Source organism: Phytopseudomonas dryadis (assembly GCF_004327355.1).
Lineage (GTDB): Bacteria > Pseudomonadota > Gammaproteobacteria > Pseudomonadales > Pseudomonadaceae > Aquipseudomonas > Aquipseudomonas dryadis.
The window spans coordinates 1-24,942 of the sequence record NZ_QJUM01000041.1; the positions used below are offsets into that span (position 1 = coordinate 1).

Here is a 24,942-nt window from a genome sequence, read left to right on the forward strand (position 1 = left end):
TGCAGTTGGAGGCTTTCGAGGCGGTCAGCGATAATCCGCAGGCCAAGCTGTCGGCCGTGATCAACTAAACGGCAAACTCAAGTGGCCGAAGCCATGATGAGTTACACCACTTCCAGGGGCACGATCGTCGGCCCTGCGCCGATGGGTTAGCCAGCTCCAAGAAGAGCGAAACGGTATTACCCCGGCCAGCAAAGCGCTGACGCCCGAGCAGCAAAAAATTCAGGAACTGGAAGCCCGGATCAATCGCCTGGAACGGGAAAAGTCGATTCTAAAAAAGGCCACCGCGCTCTTGATGGCCGAGGAGCACGAGCGTTCGCGTTGATTGATCAACTCCGCGCCGAAGAGCCGGTGGATCTGTTGTGCTCGGTATTTGAAGTCCCCCGTTCCTGCTACTACGCGCACTGCCGTAAGCGCCGATCTCCGGACGTTAAGCAGCTGCTTCTGCGCAGCCGAGTGAACGAGTTATTTACCCAAAGCCGCAGCGCGGCGGGTAGCCGAAGCATCATGTTCATGATGCGCGAAGACGGGATCGAAATTGGACGATACAAGGTGCGCAAGCTGATGAGCGAGATGAAATTGATCAGCAAGCAGCCCGGCTCGCATGCTTACAAAAAGGCGACGGTGGAACGACCGGATATCCCGAACGTGCTGGGTCGGGAGTTCACCGTATCGGCACCGAACGAGGTCTGGTGCGGTGACATCACGTACGTGTGGACCCAAGGTCGTTGGCACTATGTGGCGGTGGTGATCGATCTGTTTGCTCGCCGCGTAGTGGGCTGGGCATTTTCGTCAAAGCCTGATGCCGACCTGGTGATCAAGGCGTTGGACGTGGCCTACGAACAGCGTGGCCGCCCTCAAAATGTGCTGTTCCACAGTGATCAGGGCAGCCAATACGGCAGCAGAAGTTTCCGCCAGCGACTGTGGCGTTACCGGTTCAAACAGAGCATGAGCCGACGCGGAAACTGCCACGACAATGCGCCAATGGAACGGTTATTTCGCAGCTTGAAAACGGAATGGCTGCCGAGCGTGGGTTACATGAGCGCTTCGCTGGCACAGCAGGATATCGGCCGATTTCTGATGCAGCGGTACAACTGGCAAAGGCCACATCAATTCAACGGCGGGCTACCGCCCGCCGTGGCCGAGGAAAAACTTAACGCAGTGTCCGGGATCAGTTGACCACTACACTTGCACCTCGGCGATCTTGTGCGCATTTCCAGACATGAATCGAATTTTCAATCTAGATCCCTTATGAATGAGTAGCGCTTAGCTGCTTCGTACTGCTGGTCCAGGTCGCTGGCGGTAAGGCCCTCATCCAGCGCGATCGTTTGGTCATCCACAAGACCGCGCTGATGAATTGCAGGGTTGTCTGAGCAGATAACAAACGGAACCCCAAAGCGCCGAAATTCTTGAAGAGGATGGGCTTCATCGAAAGGTACCGCGCCGGTTAGTCTGTTGCTAATCGGGCATACCTCGATGCAGATGTCCTGCTTTCCCAATTTGTCTAGCAGGTGAGGATCCTTACCTGCTGCTGTCCCATGGCCAATACGATCGGCACCAAATAACTCAACAGCAGCCCGAACGTTTTCCACGCGGCCGGTTTCTCCGGCATGTATGGTGACCCCGAGTCCGAATCGATCTTTTGCCTTTCGGAAGAGTGACGGCAACTCCGATGGATAGGCGATTTCCTCATCACCCGCAAGATCGAGCCCCACCACGTCTTTCGGCTCACCGAGGTCTTGATAGGCCTGTAGTAGTGTGGAAAGGCAAACCGCACCGTAGTCGCCGCGCGTCACTGTAAGAATCAGACCGCGATGAATGCCGTGGCAATGCGCGGCGTGTCTGGTTGATTCGATCAGATGTTCTAGCGCTTGTGTGGGCGAACAATTCTGCAGATGGGCGAGGTACAAGACGCTGCTTCGTAGTTCGACAAAGCGTATTCCGTTCTCCACGAAGCCAGCGAAGACTGCACTGGAAATGCGATCCAGGTTCTCGCGCTTCTTGGGAAAGAGCCTCAGTGCCTGCCACGGAGTTAAGTATGACGCCAAGGACTGGCAGGGAGTGTTTCGAAGCAGGTCACGCTCGATCAGAAACCCGGGCGGCAGCTCGGTTGCTTCGTCGGCTAGAATCTCTCGAATTATAGGTGTGGGAATCGCTCCATTGAAGTGCACGTGGAGTTCTCCTCGGTCGCGTGCACTGGCTGCCTTCGCCTTGCCGTGTTCTGCCTCGTTGCCTCTGCTGACACCGCCCTGCATCCAAGGTAAATGGGGTTGGCTCTGGTTCAATAACTTTCCTTAGTTTGCTCAACGAGCGTCATACGTGGGTATAGGTTGGCCGGCTAGGTACTGGATACTGCGTTGACGCAACGGTGAGGCAGATTCAGCCTAAGTTGGAGGTAATGCGTTGCGAGCGCATTGAAGCGCTAGGAAATACGCATCCTGGAGATGACGCGCCAGGCTGCCTTCCATTTGACGGTGTTGGCTCAGCACATTCGAGTGGTCTGAGTCATCAAGCTTCCTTGTAAAGATCAGCCAGCTGTGCAGGTGAGGAGTCGTCTGCGTAGGGTGGTTACCTGCTGCCGATGATAGCTTCCTTGCCCCTTGGTCATCCGTTAGCACAGCTAGGCCGCGGCCCATAGCGAAGGCGATTGATGACAGTTCGCCCTTACCCAGTCGCTTACGGCCTTCCAGCATACTGATGATCTGAAGGTCGTCCAGGTTACAGGAATGGATTTCGAACTGGCCGGCGCAACGCGCCTCTTCCAATCGATGTTGAAGCTCACGGGTGACAGCGGTTGGCAACGTGCGAGGCTTGATTAAACACTCATAGTTCACGAAACCGGTGACACAGAAGTGGCATTGAGCGGCGAGCGCAGCTCTGTACAACGTGACTGAAGATAAGAGATTCCAGACCGAACACGTATCTGTCACGTTGATGGGGTGGAAGCGGGACGGATCAATCGACATTGGGCGCCCTCCCGTAAAGAGCGAGCAAACCCTGCAGCTCTGCGGAGTCACACAGAAGTGCCTCAGCTAGACGGCCTTGAGTTATAAGCCCCTGGCTCGCGGCATCCAAACATAGCGCGACGTAGCTACTAGAAAGCCCTCTTTCCAATAGACGCGTTTTGCGTTCTAGCTGCCGGTCTGTCAGATGAGCCGGCAGCTCAGGGTCAATCTTGCTGGCCCGGGGAACACGGCCGGATTTGATTCGTTGGAATGCGTGTTCACTGACGAGCCTTTCGGCCTTTAAGCCTATGCTTAAGGCATGGCAACTTACTCGAAGCTCTTGTGCCCAATGCCCGGCGTCGGCTGGGGTCCATCGCTCGGGATTGGGAAGCTGCCGGAGGACTTCCGGGGGCATTAGATATCGGGAAGCAAAAGTGTTTGCGCGCAGTTCTACATAATCGTTTTTATCAATGCGGGAATAGGTGATGCTGGGGCCACCCTTCGCATCGAAAAGCGCATGTGCCATTTCATGAGCTGCACTAAATCGCTGCCGATACACATCCTCGCTGTAGTTAACCAGAATGCATTTGCCGGCCTTGGGATGGGCCAGAAACAAGCCTGAGATATTGGAATTGCCTAGCTTGTGGCGAAACACATGCACGCCTGTTTGGCGGATTTCACTGTAAACATCCCTTGGAACTTCATTGCTCTGGTGCTGATTGAAGCGGCGGAAAGCCTCAGCCGCTTTAATCCCGTCGGTCTTGAAATGTCCCGATACTGGGGGGGCCGAGAACTCGCGATGGGTGGCATTCAGCTCCTCCATCAGGAAGTGCTCAGTTTCGCAGAGGTAAAGAAACTCTTGAATGGCCCTGCGATCGTCCTTGGTGAACTCACTACCGTGCTTACGATAAAGAATATCCGTCTGCTCAAACGGAGCTAGCTGCTCATTCGAGATGAAGAATTTGAAGTCACAACGATAGAGATCGGCCAGCATAAGCACCTCATCGCCCGAGGGCTCCAAAGTACCCGCCTCAACGGACCGTAACCGGTCGGGAGAGATGCGAATGGCCGAACTCACTTCCTCAGTACTCAGCTGAAGCTGTTCGCGATAGCGAGACAACTTCGAGCCCAACGCTATCAGGTTTATCGTCATACCCGTTCTCCTTGTGGGGCATGACGATCCTAAATGTAGTAGCCCGTTCATTCCAGTCTGAATAGATCCTGATTTTGCAGATGATCAATGGCCGCTTTTGGCCGATTGCTGCCTTCCACAGCATGATCACCGGTCAGCAATCAACAAACCAGTTGTAGAAATGGTATCCCGCGCTAACCGATACAGCACATGTGCCCAGCGTCAATAGAGGCCACTGTCCTTCGACACCAAGCCACCACTGCACCTTGAACAGAAGAGCTCCTACCAACACGCAGGCCAGAACACCAAGAGTCAGGCCAACCAGAGCGAGCAGCCGAGCCCCTAACCCAGGATTTCCGCCGTGCCAGTTCTCACTCAGGCAAAAGGGGCAATGATTGGACGAAGGCGAATACCCCCAGAAACCACGGCTATATGACGCTCTCGGAACCATCGCTTTGCCACAGTTGTGACAGCTAACCATTGAGTGTCTCATACCGCACCTCAGCTCAAATCGTCCTAGATGAGCCCATGGTGCGCTACCGCGGAAAAAACCCAACTGCGTGACCTGACATCTACCCAGCACCCGGTCTGAGCTGGGCTCAAACCCTCCTGGCCACATAACCGAGGTTATGCTGTACCGACCGACTCTATTGAATGGTTCCCGGTGGTTGACAGGCCTCGCACGGTCGCAAAACGATAATTCAGGACGCCAGTTCAACTCCTCAAATAACCGCTCATCGGAAATACGTGAATGGGGGCACTTAAGGGGGCACTTACGCATAAACCTATAAATAAATACATTAAAAACAATAGCTTATGTGTATATTTTTAATCCCCCCGGCTCCACCACTTAGAAACACCGTAAGCCCCTGATTATCCTAGAGATTTTCAGGGGCTTTTGGTTTCTAGGGACTACAACTGCCCCAAAAGCGTCACAGCTACCAATAGTCCAGCTTAACAATCGCGGGCTTCTTGATGAGTGGCACCTTGAGCGGCAGCTGACAAGCAGAAAGCTCCTCATCAGTTATGTAGGTGCGCATCCAGTCCGCATGCCGTTTCAACGAGCCAGGCGGATTACGCACAAGCTCATCACCTTCTTGCCTATGGGGAAGAATCACGCCCAGCCGGATATGCGGGAAATCTTGGCGAATCGCTGCTAAAGCAGGGGCAAGATCGGTATCGCCTGAAACCAGAATGATCTGCTCTATGTGCAACTGCTCAGCGCGGCAAGCTGCACGGTACATTCCCAGTGCGATGTTCACGTCTGTCTCTTTCTCTTCGAGCTGCCAGACAGCCACCTGATCCTTTCGAGAAGCCTTCTGCCCTTCGACATACCGAGGAGCGTACCCCTTAGCAAGACGATGGTTGCCCTGGGTCACAGCAACACCTCTTGCCTGCAGGGCGCGGATGTAACGATGCTGCGCATCATTCGAGGCCTGACCGCGTGTGGCAAGGCGGGCAATGACAGGCGAGGTGAAGTAGTCGATGGACGCCGGTATAGACGCAGGGTCCTGGACGTGAAGAACGGCAGTAAGCAAAGCAGTCAGATCCAACCACTTGTGGTCGGAGCCATGCAGGACGCCGTAATAGAGGTTGTAGCCGTCGACGAAGAAAGCTGTACGCACAATTCCCTATCCCTAGAAACGAAAAAACCGGCTTTAAGGGCCGGTTTCTTCACCTAAGGCTAAAGCTGAACTAAATCGGCTCGCCGAAGGTTGAGTCGTGAAATCAGTATCCACGAATACGACGAAGAATTCAACCATGATAAACCGTCGTGACAAAAACGTGGCCTAAAACGTTAGCTAAAAAGGATCATAAAAAACAAGCATGATCCGCTAACGGATTTAACCTGACAGCTTCAACAAGGTGCTCCGGTGCCAGATGCGCATAGCGCATGGTCATAGCCAAGCTGGAATGCCCCAGGATCTTCTGTAGCGTGAGGATGTTTCCGCCCTTCTGCATGAAGTGACTGGCGAAGGTGTGGCGTAGAGCGTGACTAGCCTGCCCTTTGGGCAACTCAATACCTGATCGGGCCAGTGCCCTACGGAATGACGTAATGGCCCCGGAGAACTGGCCGTGGCGCTTCCAGTGGTCACGAATGAATGCCTCCAGATCGGCCTGGATCGGTACGGTTCGTACCTTGCTGGATTTGGTCTTGCTGTACGTCACCGAGCTATTGCGCAGCCTGGACGGCGTTAGGCCTTCAGCTTCTGACCACCGAGCACCTGTAGCAAGACAGAGTAGGACGATAGGTTCGACGTGCGGGTTTTCGCAGCCTTCGCGAATGGATTTCAGCAGATGGGCTATCTGTTCCTGGGTCAGCCAGGACAGTTCGCGTTCTTCGATCCTGTAGAGCTTCATCAGCTCCAAGGGGTTGGCGTAGTCGATCTGGCCAAGGCCTCGCAGCTCATTGAACACCGCACGGATGTAGCCAAGTTCGTTGTTCAGCGTCTTGGGCGTGATGCCGGCTTCTGCCCGCAAGCGGCGATCATGGGCGTAGGTGGCCGGGTCGAGCTTCATGGCGATAGGGTCACGTAAACGCACGCAAAGAGCATCGAGCTTGGCCTTTCTGCGCTCACCATCCTTGAGCATGTGGCCGTGCAGATCGAACCACAGACCAACCAGTTCAGAGAGCCGGCGGCGATCCTGGGCCTTGGGGTTCCAGGCTGGGTCAGCGGCTTTGTTGGCGGTGATGTACTGCTCATAGCGCAGAGCTTCAGCCTTGGTCTTGAACAGCTTGCGGAAGCGCTGACCACGGATTGGCTGGACATCTGCCAACCATCGACCGTCGGGCTGCTTCTTTACGGTCATACCGCCCTGCCCCACCGCACATGTCGTTCCGTGAGTAGATCCCGGATGTGTTTGTAGAGATCGTCCTGGGTCATGTCCTTAGCGGCGTAGTGATCGCGGATGACCGGCCAGCAGTCCCATTGCTGGAGGGTCTTAAACGCCTTTTTTGCGCCCACCTGCTCCCTTGCCAGTAGGCTGACGAAGTTTCCCAGGAACAGCTCCACGTTCTTGCCGGAGAACCCGCGAGAGGTCTTGTAGTAGCGCTTGTATTCGGTGTCATCGAGCAGCGAATCAACGGGCAGATCCACGCGAATGTCATCACGGATCAGCGTCCAGATCGGCTCGAAATACCCAGGGCGGGCCAGCAGCTTGAATTGCCTCAAGCCATAGCGCCACAGGCCGTCCAGATGCCCAGCGAAAGCAGCAAACGAACTGGTGTCGATCACATCATTGGTTTTCAGGTCGACCGAGCCGCTGGCGAATTGCTGGATGATCGAGTGGTGATAGCGCAGCTCTACGCGCCACACGTCCGCGTTCGGGTCGTAGTTGTCCGGGGCTTTGGCATCGAAGCTGTCGCGGCGCTTCCACACGCTTTCCCAGTAGTCGAGTTTGTCGGTAGCGCGGGCCTGTTCGGTCTTGTTGTAAATGGCCAGGGGCGGGTGAGTGAAATAGCCCAGAACCTGGGCCTTTCCCCCACCTCGCTATTCCGCTCGGTTCGAACGCTCGAACGCACGCTCGGCAAGCCCTTGTTCGACCGCAGTGCGCAGGGCCCCATCCCCAACAAGACCGGCGTTTTCCTCGCTCGCGAGTTCCGTCGTGCAATGCGTGAGATCGAACTGGCGCGCGACGAGACTCTTCCGGCAGTGCAAACCTGGAGCCTTGAACTCATCGTCGGAACGCTGCCGATGGCCGGCTCGCACGAGCTGGCCGAGGCGACGCGACGGTTCATGGCCTCTTATCCATCCGTTAAGGTGCGGATCGTATCGGGTGAATATCACAAGCTGCTCGCGGACTTGACCAGCAGCCGGATCGACATGATCTTCGGGACACTGCGCAAGCCCGACAGGGCCGGCGATGTCAGTGAAGAAATCCTCTTCTGGGACAGCTACTGCGTAGTCGCGCGGCCTGGTCATCCACTCGCCGAATACGAAGAGGTCACGCCCGCGGATCTTGCACATTTCCAGTGGGTGGTACCGCCCGTAGGCACGCCGCGGCGCACCCGGATCGAGGCCACCTTCGATGGAGCGCGGACGCGCCCGGGCTTTTACCTCGAGACCTCTTCGCAGACCATGAGCCGCACACTGCTGCTCAGTTCAGATACGATCACGCTGATGACGCGTTCCGAGGCACAATACGATCTCGGCCTAGGCATTCTGACCGAACTTCACTGCCCTTATCTCGACGATGTCCTGTGCAAGGGTGTGACGACCCGCAGCGACTGGATGCCGACGCGGGCGCATACAGCGTTCCTCGAAGGTTTGCGCGAAATCACCGCACGGCCCGATTGGATCGGGCACAGAGCGGTTGGTGCGTCTGAACGGCCACTTCGTCCATCAGTATTAACCGATCAAGGGGCTGGCTAGCGGGCGCTTGAGCAATGGCTGCCCGGGTTTTCAGCAGGATCAGGCACTATGAATGCCTGATCCTGGCGGTGTAGCCGACCTGGGCTTCTATTGCAGAAGCCATCCTGACTGACTCGGCCCCGCCGCTACGATGCGTGCATCAATACCGCTGAATTGGCTGAAGTTCTCAACGAACTGCCCGGCCAGATCCCTGGCCGTGGCGTCATACGCCTCCTTGTCCGCCCAGGTGTTGCGTGGATTGAGCAGCCTGGTCTCCACTCCCGGAACAGCCCTGGGAACCGACAGGTTAAGGCCAGGCAGATGCTCGCTCTCAACGTCGGTGAGGGCGCCACTCTGAATCGCGGCGATAATGCGGCGGGTCGTCGGGATGCTGAAGCGCTCACCAGTACCGTAGGAGCCGCCGGTCCAGCCTGTGTTGACCAGATAGATTCGAGAGCCGAACGCTTCAATACGCTTGATAAGCAGATCGGCGTATTCACGCGCCGGGCGCGGCAGGAAAGCTGCGCCAAAGCAGGTGGAAAAGGTCGACTTGATACCGTCACCTGAACCCATTTCGGTAGAACCCACCAGCGCGGTGTAACCTGACAGGAAGTGGTACGCCGCCGCGTCCTTGCTCAGAATCGACACCGGTGGCAGCACACCGGCCAGGTCGCAGGTCAGAAAGATGATCGCCTGCGGTTCGCCACCCAGATTGTGCCTGGTACGTTTATTAACGTGCGCCAGCGGATAGGCGCAACGGCCATTTTCCGTCAGGCCGGTGTCGACGTAATCCGCTGTACGGGTTTCGTTCAAAACGACGTTCTCGACGATCGCACCGAAACGTATCGCATCCCAAATGATGGGTTCGTTCTTCTGGCTCAGATTGATGGTCTTGGCGTAGCAGCCACCCTCCAGGTTGAACACTACGCCCTGGCCCCAGCCGTGCTCGTCGTCACCGATCAGGTAGCGTTCAGGATCCGCGGACAGCGTGGTCTTGCCGGTACCGGACAGGCCAAAGAACAGCGTGGTGCTACCATCGTCGCCGACGTTGGCGGAGCAATGCATCGGCAGCACGTCATTCTACGGCAACAGGAAGTTCTGCACCGAGAACATGGCTTTCTTCATTTCACCGGCGTACTGCATACCGGCGATCAGCACCTTGCGCTGGGCAAAGTTCAGGATCACACAGCCATCCGTCTTGGTGCCGTCTCGTTCAGGATCACAACGGAAGCCCGCAGCATTGAGGATCTGCCACTCTTCCTTGCCCTTGGGATTATAGTCCGTGGGACGAATGAACAGGTTCTGCCCAAAGAGACTCTGCCAGGCAGTTTGCGTGGTCATTATTACCGGCAGGTAGTGGTTCTGATCGGCGCCCACATGAACCGTCGAGACAAACTGCTCCTGATCGGCCAGATAGGCTTCAACGCGCTCCCAGAGCGCATCGAACTTGCGCGCATCGAACGGGCGGTTGACAGTGCCCCAATCGATTTCATGGCATGTACCCGGTTCCTCGACGATGAAACGATCCTGCGGCGAACGCCCGGTGCGCTTGCCGGTGGTCACGACCAGAGCGCCTGAGTCGGCGAGCAGACCTTCACCACGCTCAATCGCTTTTTCAACCAGTTGCGCGCGGCTCAGATCGATGTGTACAGCACCCTCGGTTTCTACGGTCATTTCTGCTTCCCTTGGCATGGCGCCAATATGCTGCCTGCCCAGCAGATGCTGTCGCGCAGGCGCAAGATCCAACGCGCCTCTTTATGTTTATGCGGTCATGAGTTTCAAGTTCGCTGCAGCCCGGCAGGAAAGACCGGCCTGTCCCGCGGCGAGCGCTTCAACCGAGCCACCTGGCTGCGGCCGTCGCCGCCGACATGTCGGCCACTGCGGCGAAAGGCTGCTTCTGCTTCAAGCCGCCCAAGCCGATGTACATGTCCTGCTGATAGCCGATATCGGCGGCGGTCAGCGACAGGTCCTTGGAATAGGGTTGCTGTATCTGGATGAAATCCCAGACAGCCCGCGCCGAAGCCTCGTCGAATTTCTTTTCCGCACGCCTGCGCGCTTCGAAGAAAGCGTCATGCGCTGCTGGCGACATCAAATAATCGTAGAGCGCCCCGTAGGCAGCCATTACGGCGACCATGCCCTCATGCTTGTCCCTGAGCGCGGAATCGGATGCATAGGCGGTCTGAAAAGTGTATTTGGGCAGTTCCTGCCACATGTTGCCCTCGCGGATAGCCACGAGTCCGTCTTTGTCGTTCAGGTGCGAGATGCTTGAGCAGCAGGCGTCGACTTCGCCACTTACGACTGCCTGATAGCACTGATCATTGCTTCCCTTGTCGACGAAGTTCACCTGCGAAGCGTCGATGCTCTTTTCTTTCAACAGCTGCAGCATCAGGGCATGCAGTAGCCCCAGGGACGGACCGACCGCAACCGTCTTGCCCTTCAGATCGGCGAGCGTCTTGATCCCATCAGGCTTTGCAAAGACCGTCAGTGCCGTCTTTTTCATTCCGGCTCCGACAATTTTGACCCTGGCGCCTTGCTCGATCCGCGACAGCAGCCCGTTATAGCCCGAGATCATGCACACGTCCGCTGCTCCGGCGGCGATAGCATCGAAGGGACCGGTCGCGCCGCCAGCCTCGACGACAAGCGCATCGACACCGAATTGCTTGAAATAGTCCTGCTGGTTCAGCAGTGCAGTCAGCGTGGCATTCTCCAGCCCCGGATTGACTGCGACCCTGATCTGGGTGGCGGCGGCCCGCGCGATATAAGGTGCGGCGATTCCACCTGCCGCAAAGCCCAGCCCGAGCAGCGCGGAGTTGCGCAAGAAGCGGCGGCGCTGGTGATCGAACGTCTGGGCCATCGGCGGTCTCCTCCTTCAGTCATCGCTGCACAGGAAGTTTCCGGGATACGACTCCAGCCGGCAGTCTCGACAGGCTATTCTCTAGCCGGCCAACGGCGCCAATTCAAAAACACGCCCGGAAGATCGAATTTCTTACCGCCGAGCTGACGACATGCGGATGCCGGGGAGCTTGCAGAATGCGCGGAACGCGCTCGGAGCGTCCGGCCGCCTGATCACGCTTCCATCCACCAGCGCAGGTTGCGGCGCCCCGTCTGAAGCTCTGCTCAGCCAACTATCTCTGCAGCGACATCGCCGCGAACAAGGGCACGTAATCCGTCTGGCACGCCAGATTGGCAACGAAGTCCAACACGCGATCCTGCGCGGAGCGGCTGATGTGCGGCGTCGCCATGCTGCGGAATTTGCGCTCGAAATCTTCGTCGCCCATGGGGGTTTCCAATGACCCGGGGCCGCTGAGCATTTCGCTGCTGAGCGTCTCGCCCGATGCCAGCGTCACGCTCACCCGGTTCGCCAGGCGCTGGGGGAAGAGCTTGGTCAGCGCGGGATCCTCGCTCACCGTCGTCCTGCTCATGAGTGCGATGGCGCGCGGATCGCAGATCTGCTCCGTGGCATAGGAGTCGAGGGTGATGTCGCCATCCAGCAGGGCCCGTGCCACGTTGTAGGGCAGGCTGTGGTCTGCCGTTTCGCGCGTCCTGGGACGCCATTTTTCGGGCGTGTCGGCCAGCACACGCCGATTGAACTCCGACGTTTCGATATGGATGCTCTCGATGGCATCGAGGTCGACGATTCGTGATCTCAGGTCGATGCCCGCCCACACCGCGGTATGTAATTCGCCATTGGTTGGAAAGGTTTTGGTGAGCGAGCGGAGTATGGCGAAACGACCATTCTCACGGCTGCCGAAGCTGTCGACATCGAGTGCGAATTCACCTGTCACTTGCTTGAACAGCCCCATCTCGCCTTCGAACACCGGGGCGGGGCCGGTCATGCCGTGGCGCGCCAGATTGGCCGCGAAAAGGGCATTGCGCGCGGCGTTCGCGGCCGAACAGCCCTTCCAGTCCGAGAGACAACCGGAACGCACCTGGCGCATCGCCAGGTGTGCGCTCAGCGCAATGTTTATCGCCTGCTCGGTCTGCGCCTCGTCCAGCTTCAACAGCCGGGAAGCGGCGGCGGCCACCGACACGTTGAGGTAATTCACGTGATCCCAGCCACGCTTGTTCAGACTGGCGGCGTCCTGCAGCCTCATCTGTATTTCATAGGCGATGACGATGGCCGCGATCAGCTCGCTTCCCGTTGCCCCCTCGGCTTCCGCCAGGGCCAGACAAGCGGGAATGTTGTCGCTCGGATGGCCGGGTTCGAGCCCCATGTAGCCATCGTTGTAGTCCAGAAAACGCACCATGATGCCGTTGGCAAACGCGGCCAGCTCCGGCGTCGTCCGCAGGCTCGTGCCGAATACGCTCGATGATGGCTGCGGCGTTCGGGCCGCCATCGCCACGGCGGCATTCACCGGGCCAGCGCCATAGGCACCCAGGATGCAGGCCAGGCTGTCGAGGAAGCGCCTGCGCACACAGGTGGTCACCTGCTCGGGCATATCATCGCTTGATAGTTCGCAGGCATATTTTGCGATGCGTCGTGCCAGCGTCAGGTCAGCCATACGGGCCTCTCGTCTCCGTTCATCGTCGTTGCCGATGCCGAAGCCGGTCAGACGCCGGCACAGGCAAGCTCCTCGGCCAGCACATACCCCCATTGCGCACCGTGCATGTCACGGTCGGCCACCGAGCCCTGCACCACAGGCCGGGGCAGGCTGATCTTGATCACGTTGAGCGGCGCCAGATGGAAGATGCGTACCTGATCGGGATCGCTATGGAACATCGCCGCCATCGCGGGCCCGGCCAGGTTCGGGTCGGCGCTCAGCTTGCGGAAGGTTTCGGCGTCCACGCAGAAGATGTCGAAGGTCAACCAGAACGGGCCGGCGCTTTTCGAACGAATTTCGTATCCCAGGGAATGGATCATCTTCAGACTCCTGCACGGGTGATATCGAAACGGAACGGGGCCAGCGAGTCGGCAACGACCATCACGTGGTTGAGCACGAACTCGTAGATCAGGCCACGATCCATGGATGCCGGCGACAGCGGGAAGGCGTGGGTCGGCAAGTCTTTGTCGTCGGGTAGCGGGAAGTGCAGCATGTACGGATTGAGCAAGGCGAGAATGTCCTGCGTGCGCGATGCCTGCGCACTGGTGGCGATGGCCAGCACACCGATTTCCACCGGCTGGCCAACCTGCTTCTCCAGCTCGCCCAGTGCGGAATTCTTGCCGATGGCGCGGAACTGCAGGTCGTAGTCGGCGGGGCCGATGCCCAGATTCTTCTCGATGCGCTTGCGCATGACATCGTCGAGCAGCGCCAGCCATTCATCGAAGCGCGCGATGTATTCCGGCCCGCGTACCACACTCAGCAGCACCGACTGGTACCCGGCCGGGGCAGCGCCTTCGAGCTTGACCGTGTAGAACTCGCTCGGTACCCAGGCGGAGCCCTCCACCCGCACGCTGTTGTCGCTGAGGGCCGTATAGGTCGCCGCCTCGACGTTCAGCGCGCCGCCCGGCTCCACCAGCTGCAGCGGGTTGCTGTTCTCGTAGAGCATGTGCGCCATGACCGATTGCGGCGTGAGGCGCGCCCGCTCGCCGATCGCGCTGATGGTGAAGCCGCGCTCGTCTATTTCAGCCATGACCATGGCATCCGCGGGCGTGGTGGTGCACTGGGCACCGCACTCCATGATCTTCCCGGCATGCCATGCGGGTCCCGCCGGGGCGCCACGCATGATCGGCAGGCAGGCCAGTACCGCGGTATCGGTAGCACGCCCGGCGACGATGATGTCCGCCCCCTGCTCGAGCGCGTGTATGAATGGTTCGACGCCCATGACGGCGACGATGCGCGAGCAACGCTCGATCAGCGTCTGGTCGATGGGCCGAACCGGATTCAGCGGCAGCACACGCCCATCGGCCAATGCCTGGGTCACCGTGGCAGCGGTCTGCTCGCCATAGATGGCGGCGATTGTCACGGTTTGCTGCAGCTCGGCGGCGACCTCCAGGCACAGGCTACGCAGCAGGTCCACCCCCGCATCGGAACCACAGGTACCGCTACTGCCGATGATGAGCGGAATGCCCAGTTCGGCTCGGGCGCGCATGTACACCAGCAACTCGGCCTTGAGCACGGCCGCCGAGGCCTTGGTCCTGCCGGTGCCGAGATAATACGGCCCCGAGTCCGTCGAGCCGCCATCCATGGCGATCACGTCCGGTTTTTCCAGCAGAGCCTGCTGGAACAGATCCAGTCGTACCCCCGAGCCGATGCAGCCGGTGGGGACGAGCACTTTGATGCTGTTTTCCATGGTCATTCCTCGCTTGAAAAGTTGCCACGCCCATCGGCGATAACGCAGGCGGCTGGCGGCGTGTCGCCATTCAGCACGGCCACTACGCACTGCGCGGCGATCAGATTGGTGCGCTGCAACCCTTCATGGGTCGAGGCACCGCTATGCGGGGTCGCCACCACGTTCGGCAGGGCGAGCAAGGCCTCGGTGGTGGCTCGGTGGTGGGGGTCCGTCTCGCTGAGAAATACATCCAGGCCGGCGCCGGCAATGCCCCCGTCCAGCAGCGCCGCCAACAGCGCATGGTCGTCCACCAGGCCGCCGCGAGCGGTGTTGATCAGGAAGGCCGTGGGCTTCATCCGGCCAAGGGCGGCAACGTCGATCAGAAAGCGCGTGTCCTCCAGCAGAGGGGCATGCAGCGTCACGTAGTCGCTTTCGGAAAGCAGCGTGCCGAGGTCGACATGGCGCACGCCGGACTCCAGGCCGTACTGCCAGTCCGGACAAGTGGTGTACGCCAGCACCCTGGCGTCGAAACCGGCGACCCGCCGGGCGACACCACGACCTATACGGCCCAGGCCGATAATCCCGACGGTCTTGCCATACAGCTCTCGGCCGAGGGAAATCGCCCAGTCGCCGTTGGCCATGCGCGCCTTCGACTCCCCCAGGCGCCGTCCCAATGCCAGCATCATGGCGAGGGCGTGGTCGGCGACGCTGGCATCGTTGCCGCCGACCGCGATGGTCACGACCTTGCCACTGGCCAGCACCGCCTCGACATCCACACGCTCATGGCCGACGCCACGGCGGGCGACGACCTTCAACCGCGGCAGCTGTTCCAGCAGCGCCGCCGTGACCCAGGCGTGACCGACGATCCAGGCATCAGCGCCCGCCAACAGCGCCAGCAACTGGCTTTCGTCGAGGTCGCCATCGCCTTGCCCGTCGGCCAAATCGGCCATGTGCACCTCACAGCCATTGCCTTGCAGATAGGCCAGGCTTTCTGCGTCGAAGAAGCGCTGGGTCACCAGCACCTTACGCGGGGATTGTTCGCTCATGATGCTCCTCGCCTCTCTGAGTGACGTTTTCGCGGCAAGCCGCCGCCCATCCCCCGATACCAGTGAGCGGAGGGCATGGCTGCCACGGGGACAGGACTCGCTAGATGATCGCGCCCGTGGCCAGCGCCGCCAGGATCAGTACCACGGAACTGCCCAGCGCCCAGCCGAGGCAGTAGCGCTGCAGCTCGCCCAGGTCGCGCTTGAGCAGCCCCGCCAGCAGGTAGGGCGCCGCCACCAGCGGGCTCATGGCATGCACCGGCAACCCCAGCACCGACGCACGGGCGATGTGCAGGGGGTCGACGCCGTACTGCGCGGCGGCGCCACCGAGGATGGGCAGGATGCCGAAGAAGAAGGCGTCGTTGGACATGAAGAAGGTGAAGGGCACCCCGACCAGCGCGGTGATGAAACCCAGGTAGCGGCCGGCGCTCTCCGGCACCACGTCCAGCAGCGCCTGGGACATGCCATCGACCATGCCCGAACCGGTGAGAATCCCGGTGAAGGCACCCGCGGCGAGAATCAGCGCCACCACGTTCAGCACGTTTTCCGAATGGGCGGCGATGCGCTCGCGCTGCTCGGCCAGGCGCGGATAGTTGATCACCAGCGCCAGGGCCAGGCCCACCATCATCAGTACCGGCAGCGGCCCCAGGCCCGTGCCCATGGCGACGACCAGCGCCAGGGTCAGCGCCAGGTTGACCCAGAACAACCGGGGCCGGTGGCTGGCCTTGGCCTCGCGCTCCCGCGCCGGACTGGTGACCAGCGCCTGACCGGCCACCCAGCCCAGGCGCTTGCGCTCGCGCTTGCCCAGCCACCAGGCGGCGGCGAAGGCATAGGTCAGGCCGATCAGCATGGTCGGAATCAGACCGAGGAACACCTCCAGCGCGTCCAGGTGCAAGGCGCTGGCGGCGCGCGCCGTCGGCCCGCCCCAGGGCACGATATTGATCACGGTATTGGTCAGCAGCAGCATCACCGCCAGGATCAGCGGGTTCATGCCCAGGCGCAGGTACACCGGCAGGAAGGAGGTGACCACCACCAGCACCGTGGTCGCACCGTCGCCATCCAGCGAAATGATCGTCGACAACGCGGCCGTGCCCAGGGTGATGCGCAGCGGGTCGTCGCCGACCCAGCGGATGATCCGCTTCACCGCCGGTTCGAACAGGCCGGCGTCGAACATCACCGCGAAGTACAGCAGGGCGAACATCAGCATCATGGCGGTGGGTGTCACCTTGAGGACACCGTCCATGATCATCTCGCCCATTTGCGGGCCAATGCCAATGGCCAGGCCGAAGACGACGGGTACCAGGATCAGCGCCACGATCGCTGACAGCCTCTTGGTGAGGATCAGCAACATGAACACCGAAACCATGCCGAAACCAACCCAAGCCATTTTTCTTATCCTTGTTGTTATGGAAAAACTTTCGAAAAAGCCGACAGTGAATAGCGTGTGGACCCGTGCAGGCTCGTCACATAAGCATCAATGGCGAGAAAATATACATTGACGAATTACATGTAAATCTTGATTTTATTCGTACACCACTCTGCTAGAAACGCCACGACAGACCCACTTTAACGCCCAGGCTGCCGCTGCCCTCGTCCACGAGCGGGCTGTCGCTGATGCGGTCGGGCAGGAATCGATAGCCCAGCTCGCCATTCAGCAGCCAGCGCTCGCCAAGGGCCCGCGACACGCCCACGCCCAGGCTGGGTACCACCGCGCTGCCGGGGCGGTAACGCGGCACGCCGCGGGCTACCTCGTCATTCGAGGTACCGAAGTAATAATCGGCCAACTGCCCCGACAGGTAGCTCACCGCCACACCCGGCTCAACCCGAGTGGCGCCCAGTTGCAGCGGATAGCTGTAGCGCAGGGACAGCTCATAGCCATTGCTGGCGCCACTGACATCGCCCTTGGCCAGGGCTTGCACCTCGCCCGGGGTGCCTTTCCAGGTGGCGCGCAAGCCGACGTCCAGACCATCGTCGCGGTCGTCCAGCAGATCGCGATCGATGCCATTCCTGGCCAGCTCGCGGCGACCGAAGTCATCGCGATCGATGCCATCGAGGCGCCCGGCCACGATGACATCCAGGCCGAAGCCCTGCTGCTCGAACAGATGCACGCCGCCCATCAGGCCATGGAAGAACAGGCGCTCGCTTTCATAATTCAGCAGCGGCAGGGGCGTCACCGATGTATCAGCGCCGGCATAAGGGCTCTGGGCCACGGAGAGGCCAAGGCCCAGCGACCAGGTCGAGGCCTCCTCTGCCCACACGGCGGAGGACAGCGAAACGGCGGCAGGGGCAATCACCAGGGACAGCAGCAACGACTTCATAGGGACGATCTCGTCAGCGATAGAAATCCGGCGGGGCTGGGAATGCCGATATAGACAAGCCCCAGCGACATTTACAGGAATCTATACAGTCGACTAAGATTCGTAAATCTGTACAAAAATCGTATACATGAGAACCCCATGCCCAACCAGGATGAACTGTACCTGTCCGCCGAAGAGGCCGCCGGCCTGCTGGGCGTCAATCTGCCCACGCTGTATGCCTATGTGGGGCGCAAGAACATTCGTTCGATCAAAGTCGAGGGCTCCCGCAAGCGGCGCTATTGGGCGGCGGATATCCAGCGTCTGACCAAGGGGGCCAAGGCCGGTGACGGTTCCGGCGGCAAGCGCAATGGCGCGGACTCCTACAGCTCGCTGACCCTGCTCACCGAAAACGGCCTGTACTACCGGGGTCGGGATATCCACGAGCTGGTGGAAACGGCCACGGTGGAGGAAGTCGCGGAAATGTTCTGGCAGGTGCCGGGGGCGTTCGGCACCTCGCTACCGCACATGCCGGCCGGCGTGGAACAACTCCTGGAGCTGTATGCCCACACCACGGTGATCGAAAAGGCCATCGCCCTGTTCCCCCTGGTGGAGCGGGAAAACCCCAAGGCCTTCGACCTGTCGCCGGAAGGCTACGCGCGCACCGGCGCCGACGTGGTGCGCTGGCTCGCCGCGCTGGTGGTGGGCGCGACGGCGCCGGACACGCGCCCGCTGCATGAATTCATCGCCTCCTCCCGCGGCCTCGACCAGCGCTTCGCCGACCTCATCCGGCGCATGCTGATCCTGTGCATCGACCATGAACTGGATCATTCCACCTACAGCGTACGCGCGGCAGCGAACACCGGCGTCACCCCCTACTATGCCGCCATCACCGGGCTGGCCACGGCGCGGGGGCGGCGCGTCGCCTATGGCCGCAACGAGGCGGTCAGTCATCTGCTGGAGGATATCTGCAACGCCAAGGACCCCGCCGAGCCCATTCTCCAGTATTACAGCCAGGGCGGGGACATTCCCGGGTTCTGCGCCAATGCGCACACGGCCCATCATGTGCACAGCATTGCCGACCCGCGCGCCATCAGCCTGAAGAACACGCTGGATCGGATGTTCGCCGACGACCCGGAATACCTGCGCCTGCTCAAGGCCATGAAGGTGGCCGAGGAGTTGGTGCAGCGACCGGTGGAATTCATCCTGCTGGTCAGCTTCGTCGGCCGCAAGCTCAACCTGGGCGGCCAGGAGCTGGCGCTCGCCGCCGTCGCCCGCCTGATCGGCTGGATCGCCCACGCCAGCGAACAGTACAACCAGCAGCCGCTGGTACGTCATCGCGCCCGCTATACCGGCGCTCTGCCAGGCTAAATCCCGCCCTCGCGCCAGTCAGCCGGCAAGGCCTCTGGCGCGCCCATCACCCCCTGTCGAATGCCGGCCTCCTGCCCTGGCGGCCAGCATCGCCATGCATGTATGAAATTCGTACAGATTTACATTGAATCTCCGTATGTATAGCGTCTAATCGGGATCTATTCATACATGTAGATTATTTTTGTACATGCATATTGATCTCCAAGCCTAGAAGGATGTCTCGGAAGATGGCCCCCGCCGCATTCCGCATCGAAAACAAAAACAAAGGTGAAGAGACGTGAAACCATCCATCAAGCGGCCCGGCATGCCCGGCGCAGCCTTTCTGGCGGTGGCGACGGCGAGCTACATGGCCGGCGCCCAAGCGGTCAATTTCAACATCGGTGAGGTGCAGGGGCAGTTCGATTCAGCCCTGTCCATCGGCGCGAGCTGGGCGGTTCGCGCGCCGGATCGGGACTTCATCGGCGCCGGCAACGGCGGCAAGGGCGATACCCGCACCTCCGACGATGCCCGCCTGAACTTCAAGAAAGGCGAAACCTTCTCGAAGATCTTCAAGGGCATCCACGACCTCGAACTGAAGTACCGCGACAGCGGCGTGTTCCTGCGCGGCAAGTACTGGTACGACTTCGAGCTGAAGGACGAACACCGCCTGCTGTACGACATCCGCGACGACAACCGCAAGCGCGGCGCACAGTCGTCCGGCGTCGAGCTGCTCGATGCCTTCGTCTACCACAACTACCAGCTCGGCGATCGTCCCGGCTCCGTTCGCGTCGGCAAACAGGTGGTCAGTTGGGGCGGCAGCCTGTTCATCGGCGGCGGCATCAACAGCATCAACCCGCTGGACGCCAATGCCCTGCGCCGTCCGGGCTCGGAGATCAAGGAAGGCCTGCTGCCGGTCAACATGTTCTACCTGCAGCAGACGCTCACCGACAACGTCAGCCTGGAGGCGTTCTACCAGTTGGAGTGGGACCAGACCGTCGCCGACAACTGCGGCACCTTCTTCGCCAGCTCGGACATCATCGCCGACGGCTGCGACGATCGCTACGTGGTGAGCGGGGCGGACATGGCGCCAGGCCAGTCGGACAACAGCGGCCTCAACGGCAACACCCTCTACATGCCCCGTGGCGGCGACCGGGACGCCCGCGACAGCGGCCAGTTCGGCATCGCCCTGCGCTGGTTCGTAGCCGCGCTGAACGACACCGAGTTCAGCCTCTACTACCTGAACTACCACAGCCGCATGCCCGTGGGTAATTCGATCATCAGCAGCGCGCCCGATCCCCTGGCGACCCCCGGTTACGGCGCGGCCTACGCCAGGTACTTCCTCTCGTACCCGGAGGACATCCGCCTGTATGGCCTCAGCTTCGCCACCACCGTTGGCACCGCCTCCGTGGAAGGCGAACTGAGCTACCGGCCGAACATGCCGTTGGGATTCGACGATCTGACCTATGCGACCTTGCGCCTGGCTCCGTTCGTGCCGAGCGTGATCCCGAACTCGGGCATCCCCGGAGACGAGATCCAGGGCTATACCCGCGTCCCCATGACCCAGGGCCAGGTGAGCGTGGTGCAGACCATCGACCAGGTGCTGGGCGCCAGCCGCCTGAACCTGATCGGCGAAGTGGCCTTCAACCACCTCAACGGCATCGGCGAGGGCGGCTACGGCAAGCTGCGCTTCGGTCGCGCGAGTCACTTCGGTCCGGGCGAATACTACGGCGAGGACGGCACGGACCTGTGCCGAACAGTGCTGAGCAGCCGCCCGGAGTACTGCAACGACAAAGGCTTCTTTACCCGCAACTCATGGGGTTACCGCCTGCGCGCCGGCCTGACCTACAACGGCGTGATCGGCGGCCTCGACCTCAGCCCCAGCCTGGCCTGGTCGCACGACGTGGATGGCTACGGCCCCACCTTCACCGAAGGCAGCAAGGCCATCAGCGTGGGCCTCAGCGCCAAGTACCTGAACAACTACGAAGCCAGCATCAGTTACACCGACTTCTTCGGTGGCGATTACGCCACCCATGGTGACCGCGACTTCATCAGCGCCAGCTTTGGCGTGACGTTCTGAGGATGCCTCGATGAAAACAACAAACCTCTCGCGCTACGCGCTCTCGCTCTGCCTGCCCCTGCTGATCAACGCCGCGAGCGCCGCCGTCGACGCCGCGCAGGCCGACAGGCTGGGCAACAGCCTCACGCCGGTGGGCGCCGAGCGCGCCGGAAACGCCGCCGGCACCATACCCGAGTGGACGGGCGGCCTGCCGCGGGACGCCGGCAAGGTCACCGACGGCTTCCGCGAAGACCCCTTCGCCGGGGAAACGCCGCTGTTCACCATCACCGCGCAGAACCTCGAGCAGTACCGGAAGCAACTGAGCCCGGGCCAGCAGGCGCTGTTCGCCCGCTATCCCGGCACCTACAAGATGCCCGTGTACCCCAGCCACCGCAGCGTGGCCTGGCCGCAGAAGGCCTACGAGGTGGCGCGCAAGAACGCCCTTGCCACTCAGGCGGTGGAAAGCGGCAACGGCCTGGAGCACTACGCCAGCCCGCTGGCCTTCCCCATTCCGCAGAATGGTCTCGAGGTGCTGTGGAACCACATCACCCGCTACCGGGGCGGCAGCTTCACCCGGGAAACCACGGCCTTCATGACCACGCCCACGGGCGACTACTCCTGGAAGACCGAGCGCGATCGCCTGGCCTACAGCGAGGAACTGCTGGATTACGACCCGGACAAGTCGAAGAACATCCTCTACTACTTCACCTCCGAGAACATCGCGCCGGCACGCGATGTCGGCGGCGTGCTGCTGGTGCACGAAACCCTCAACCAGGTGAAGGAGCCGAGGATGGCCTGGCAGTACAACGCCGGCCAGCGCCGGGTGCGCCGCGCGCCCCAGGTCGCCTACGACAGCCCCGGCCCGGGCAACCTGCGCACCACCGACCAGACCGACATGTTCAACGGCTCGCCGGATCGCTACGACTGGCAACTGATCGGCAAGCGCGAGATGTACGTGCCCTACAACAGCTTCCGCCTGGCCGCCCCGGGCAACAGCTACGACGAGCTGATCACCCCCGGCCACCTCAACCAGGACAAGACCCGCTACGAGCTGCACCGGGTCTGGGAAGTCATCGGCACGCTGAAGGCGGGACAACGCCACGTCTACGCCAAGCGCCACCTGTTCATCGACGAGGACAGCTGGACCATCGTCGAGGCCGACCACTACGACAGCCGCGGCAACCTGTGGCGCGTCTCGGAGAACCACCTCCTGCCGCTGTACGACGTACAGACGCAGATCTCCGCCGGCGAACTGACCTACGACCTGATTTCAGGGCGCTATCTGGCGAACTATATGTTCAACAAGGTGAAAAACGCCTATCGGTTCGGCCTCAAGAGCAAAACCTCGGACTTCACTCCGGCGGCGCTGCGCACCATCGGTATTCGCTGAGTGACAGCGACTCCATCTCTCTAGCGCTCCAGTCATCGACGCGTGTCAGAGAGCCTTGCCGCCCAACCGGGCGGCATTTTTTATCCGCCGGGTTGCCGGGTCATGGAGAATCGGCGGCAGCCTCCCGCTCAGGCGCGCAACGACTGGGGCTCAGCGTTTCAGCTGCGGCCGGGTCGCCAGCAGCAGACCGGCGAAGATCATCGCGCCGCCGGCCCAGTGGAACGCCTGCAGCCCCTCCCCGAGCAGTATCCAGCCCAGAATCGCGGTGAAGACCGGCATCAGGTAGTTACCCATCGCCGCGGTCGGCGCACCGAGTACCTTGACCCCGTGGTTCCAGCCCAGATAGGCCACCAGCGAAGCGAACACGGCGGTATAGCCGACGGCCGCCAGGTTGGCGGGGGTGGCGAGCATCTGTGCGCCGCTGGACAGCTCGTACAGGTACAGCGGCAGAATCAACGGCACGCCCAGCAGCATGAAGGCGCCCAGCAGCGCCAGTGGCGGAATGGGCGCCAGGTAGCGGGCCCAGCGGCGCAGCAGCACGGTGTACAGTGCCCAGTCGACGACCGCCAGCAGCATGATCAGATCGCCGCGGTTGAAGGCCAGCTGCGCCAGGGTCTGCCAGTCGGCGCGGCTGATCAGCACCAGCAGCCCGAGCACCGCCAGGGCCATGCCCCACCAGGCCCGTCGCGCTGGCCATTCGCCGAGCAACAGGCCGGCCGCGATGACGGTCATCAGCGGGATGCAGGTGTTGACCAGGGTAATGTTGATCGCCGCCGTGCTCTGCGCCGCACTGTAGAGCAGCGTGTTATAGCCGGCGATACCGAAGCCGGCGATCAGCAGCAGACGCCAGCCGGCGTGGCGCAGATCGCCGCGGTGCCGCCACAGGGCGCCAGCCACGAACGGCAGGATGATGGCCAGGGCCAGCGTCCAGCGCCAGAAGGCCAGGGCAAAAGGCGGGATATCCCCGGCGAAGGCACGGGCCACCAGGGCGTTGCCGGCCCAGCAGAGTACCGCCAGCAGAACCCCGGCAACGGCCAGCTGGCGTGAGTGCGCGGCCATGTTCACGGCTCCCCGAGCGGACGCAGGCGGTACTGCGTCGGCAACTGCTCCAGCCCGCTGACACTGACGTCGAGGTTCTTCCAGCGGCCATCCTTGATGCCATAGATACAGCCATGCACCGACAGCGGCTGGCCGCGGTGCCAGGCGTTCTGCACCAGGGTGGTATGGCTGACATTGGCCACCTGCTGCATGACATTCAGCTCGCACAGACGGTCGACCCGTGCCTCCTCGTCGGGCAGCAGCGCCAGGTGCTCGCGCTGCTCGTAGTAGAGGTCACGGATCGAACGCAGCCAACCGTCGATCAAGCCGTACTGAGAGTCCTGCATGGCCGCGCGCACACCGCCACAGCCGTAATGGCCGGTGACCAGGATGTGTTTGACCTTGAGCACGTCGACTGCGTACTGGATCACCGACAGGCAGTTGAGGTCGGTGTGCAGCACCACGTTGGCCACGTTGCGGTGCACGAACAGATCCCCCGGCAGCAGACCGACGATCTCGTTGGCCGGCACCCGGGCATCGGAGCAACCGATCCACAGGTACTCGGGCGTCTGCTGACGGGCCAGCTTGGCGAAGAACTGCGGATCCTTCTGAGTGATCGCCTCGGCCCACCGTTCGTTGTTGTCGAAGAGGTGCTTCAGATCACTCATGCCAGCGGCTCCGGGAAAGGTCGATGCGCACCATACGGAGGCAACGCCCGTTTTGACAAGATGCTTCTGGTGCAGCCTCGAAGGGAGCCCTGACAGCCGGTAGCCGCAACGGAGGAATTTTTCCGCCCTGGCGCCCGTCCACTGCCTGTACCCCTACAGCGCTTTGGAGGTCGCCATGAGCAGCACCGATCCAGACAAGAAGCCTGAGTCCAGCCAGCAGCGGATCGTCGAGAACCTGACCGAGCCACCGGTTCTCGATGACCTGGTGGCAGAATTTCCGCCCAGGGGCCTGCGTGAAGCCGGCCTGACCCGCGGCGGTACGCCCGTCGATCAGCAGCCCGCGCCGCCAGGCGAGAAGGATGCGCAGACGCCCGGCGGGCAGGCACCGCCGCTGTCCAGCGAATACGACCTGAGCATCGTCGATGAGGAAGATGGCGGATCCCAGCAGACGCGGCGCCGCTGAAGAC

The 24,942-nt window shown here is 61.1% G+C and carries 19 protein-coding genes and 3 pseudogenes; 6 read left to right on the top strand and 16 right to left on the bottom strand.

The features are described from left to right. Nucleotides 1-127: 127 nt before the first annotated feature. Nucleotides 128-1,176, top strand: a pseudogene (locus DNK34_RS23710) (IS3 family transposase); the annotation flags it as partial. Between the two features lie 56 nt (nucleotides 1,177-1,232). On the opposite strand, the gene DNK34_RS23715 reads toward DNK34_RS23710, so the two are convergent. From DNK34_RS23715 to DNK34_RS23740, 6 genes and pseudogenes are all read right to left on the bottom strand, one after another. Further along, the gene (locus DNK34_RS23715) at nucleotides 1,233-2,282 is read right to left on the bottom strand and encodes an adenosine deaminase family protein (protein WP_242675392.1); all 1,050 of its coding nucleotides are present in this window, start codon (nucleotides 2,280-2,282) and stop codon (nucleotides 1,233-1,235) included. Nucleotides 2,283-2,381: 99 nt separating this feature from the next. Next, nucleotides 2,382-2,963: a hypothetical protein gene (locus DNK34_RS23720; protein ID WP_034115143.1), complete on the bottom strand. Its 582-nt coding sequence runs from the start codon at nucleotides 2,961-2,963 to the stop codon at nucleotides 2,382-2,384. Continuing rightward, nucleotides 2,953-4,095 carry an XRE family transcriptional regulator gene (locus DNK34_RS23725; protein WP_236186736.1) on the bottom strand — a complete coding sequence of 381 codons (1,143 nt, stop codon included), beginning with the start codon at nucleotides 4,093-4,095 and terminating at the stop codon, nucleotides 2,953-2,955. The genes DNK34_RS23720 and DNK34_RS23725 overlap by 11 nt, the downstream gene beginning before the upstream one ends. A 917-nt stretch (nucleotides 4,096-5,012) precedes the next feature. Next, entirely contained in the window at nucleotides 5,013-5,699 is a 687-nt protein-coding gene (locus tag DNK34_RS23730) for an NYN domain-containing protein (RefSeq protein ID WP_131177794.1), read from the bottom strand. Between the two features lie 187 nt (nucleotides 5,700-5,886). After that, nucleotides 5,887-6,885 carry a phage integrase gene (locus DNK34_RS23735; protein ID WP_131177793.1) on the bottom strand — a complete coding sequence of 333 codons (999 nt, stop codon included), beginning with the start codon at nucleotides 6,883-6,885 and terminating at the stop codon, nucleotides 5,887-5,889. Continuing rightward, nucleotides 6,882-7,517, bottom strand: a pseudogene (locus DNK34_RS23740) (hypothetical protein); the annotation flags it as partial. The gene DNK34_RS23735 and the pseudogene DNK34_RS23740, both read right to left, overlap by 4 nt. Nucleotides 7,518-7,523: 6 nt before the next feature. On the opposite strand from DNK34_RS23740, the gene DNK34_RS23745 reads away from it, so the two are divergent. Continuing rightward, nucleotides 7,524-8,447, top strand: coding sequence for a LysR family transcriptional regulator (locus DNK34_RS23745; protein WP_165497352.1), 924 nt, complete (start codon nucleotides 7,524-7,526; stop codon nucleotides 8,445-8,447). An 87-nt stretch (nucleotides 8,448-8,534) separates the two neighbouring features. Here DNK34_RS23745 and DNK34_RS23750 read toward each other — a convergent pair. The 8 genes and pseudogenes from DNK34_RS23750 to DNK34_RS23785 form a co-directional block, all read right to left on the bottom strand. Further along, a pseudogene (locus tag DNK34_RS23750) lies at nucleotides 8,535-10,100 on the bottom strand (phosphoenolpyruvate carboxykinase). A 157-nt stretch (nucleotides 10,101-10,257) separates the two neighbouring features. Beyond that, complete coding sequence (locus DNK34_RS23755; RefSeq protein ID WP_131177790.1) at nucleotides 10,258-11,280, bottom strand: ABC transporter substrate-binding protein; 1,023 nt, start codon at nucleotides 11,278-11,280, stop codon at nucleotides 10,258-10,260. Between the two features lie 271 nt (nucleotides 11,281-11,551). Continuing rightward, nucleotides 11,552-12,928: an MmgE/PrpD family protein gene (locus DNK34_RS23760; protein ID WP_131177789.1), complete on the bottom strand. Its 1,377-nt coding sequence runs from the start codon at nucleotides 12,926-12,928 to the stop codon at nucleotides 11,552-11,554. 47 nt (nucleotides 12,929-12,975) lie between these two features. Continuing rightward, nucleotides 12,976-13,287 (bottom strand): DUF4387 family protein, encoded by a 312-nt coding sequence (locus DNK34_RS23765; RefSeq protein WP_242675122.1) that lies wholly within the window; start codon nucleotides 13,285-13,287, stop codon nucleotides 12,976-12,978. Nucleotides 13,288-13,289: 2 nt separating this feature from the next. After that, complete coding sequence (locus DNK34_RS23770) at nucleotides 13,290-14,657, bottom strand: acyclic terpene utilization AtuA family protein (RefSeq protein WP_131177788.1); 1,368 nt, start codon at nucleotides 14,655-14,657, stop codon at nucleotides 13,290-13,292. Between the two features lie 2 nt (nucleotides 14,658-14,659). After that, entirely contained in the window at nucleotides 14,660-15,682 is a 1,023-nt protein-coding gene (locus DNK34_RS23775; RefSeq protein WP_131177787.1) for a phosphoglycerate dehydrogenase, read from the bottom strand. 100 nt (nucleotides 15,683-15,782) lie between these two features. Beyond that, entirely contained in the window at nucleotides 15,783-17,066 is a 1,284-nt protein-coding gene (locus DNK34_RS23780) for a CitMHS family transporter (protein ID WP_131177786.1), read from the bottom strand. A 154-nt stretch (nucleotides 17,067-17,220) separates the two neighbouring features. Then, the gene (locus DNK34_RS23785; protein ID WP_131177785.1) at nucleotides 17,221-17,997 is read right to left on the bottom strand and encodes a MipA/OmpV family protein; all 777 of its coding nucleotides are present in this window, start codon (nucleotides 17,995-17,997) and stop codon (nucleotides 17,221-17,223) included. Between the two features lie 138 nt (nucleotides 17,998-18,135). On the opposite strand from DNK34_RS23785, the gene DNK34_RS23790 reads away from it, so the two are divergent. The 3 genes from DNK34_RS23790 (at nucleotide 18,136) to DNK34_RS23800 (ending at nucleotide 22,769) form a co-directional block, all read left to right on the top strand. Further along, nucleotides 18,136-19,344 carry a citrate synthase gene (locus DNK34_RS23790; protein WP_131177784.1) on the top strand — a complete coding sequence of 403 codons (1,209 nt, stop codon included), beginning with the start codon at nucleotides 18,136-18,138 and terminating at the stop codon, nucleotides 19,342-19,344. 304 nt (nucleotides 19,345-19,648) lie between these two features. Beyond that, nucleotides 19,649-21,400, top strand: a complete 1,752-nt coding sequence (locus tag DNK34_RS23795; protein WP_131177795.1) for a DUF1302 domain-containing protein — start codon at nucleotides 19,649-19,651, stop codon at nucleotides 21,398-21,400. Between the two features lie 10 nt (nucleotides 21,401-21,410). Next, nucleotides 21,411-22,769 carry a DUF1329 domain-containing protein gene (locus DNK34_RS23800; protein ID WP_131177783.1) on the top strand — a complete coding sequence of 453 codons (1,359 nt, stop codon included), beginning with the start codon at nucleotides 21,411-21,413 and terminating at the stop codon, nucleotides 22,767-22,769. A 150-nt stretch (nucleotides 22,770-22,919) separates the two neighbouring features. Here DNK34_RS23800 and DNK34_RS23805 read toward each other — a convergent pair whose 3' ends face one another. Beyond that, entirely contained in the window at nucleotides 22,920-23,828 is a 909-nt protein-coding gene (locus tag DNK34_RS23805) for a DMT family transporter (protein ID WP_131177782.1), read from the bottom strand. A 2-nt stretch (nucleotides 23,829-23,830) separates the two neighbouring features. Continuing rightward, entirely contained in the window at nucleotides 23,831-24,475 is a 645-nt protein-coding gene (gene can, locus DNK34_RS23810) for a carbonate dehydratase (RefSeq protein WP_131177781.1), read from the bottom strand. A gap of 175 nt (nucleotides 24,476-24,650) precedes the next feature. Here can and DNK34_RS23815 point away from each other — a divergent pair, with 175 nt between their 5' ends. After that, nucleotides 24,651-24,938: a hypothetical protein gene (locus tag DNK34_RS23815; protein WP_131177780.1), complete on the top strand. Its 288-nt coding sequence runs from the start codon at nucleotides 24,651-24,653 to the stop codon at nucleotides 24,936-24,938. Nucleotides 24,939-24,942: the final 4 nt, after the last annotated feature.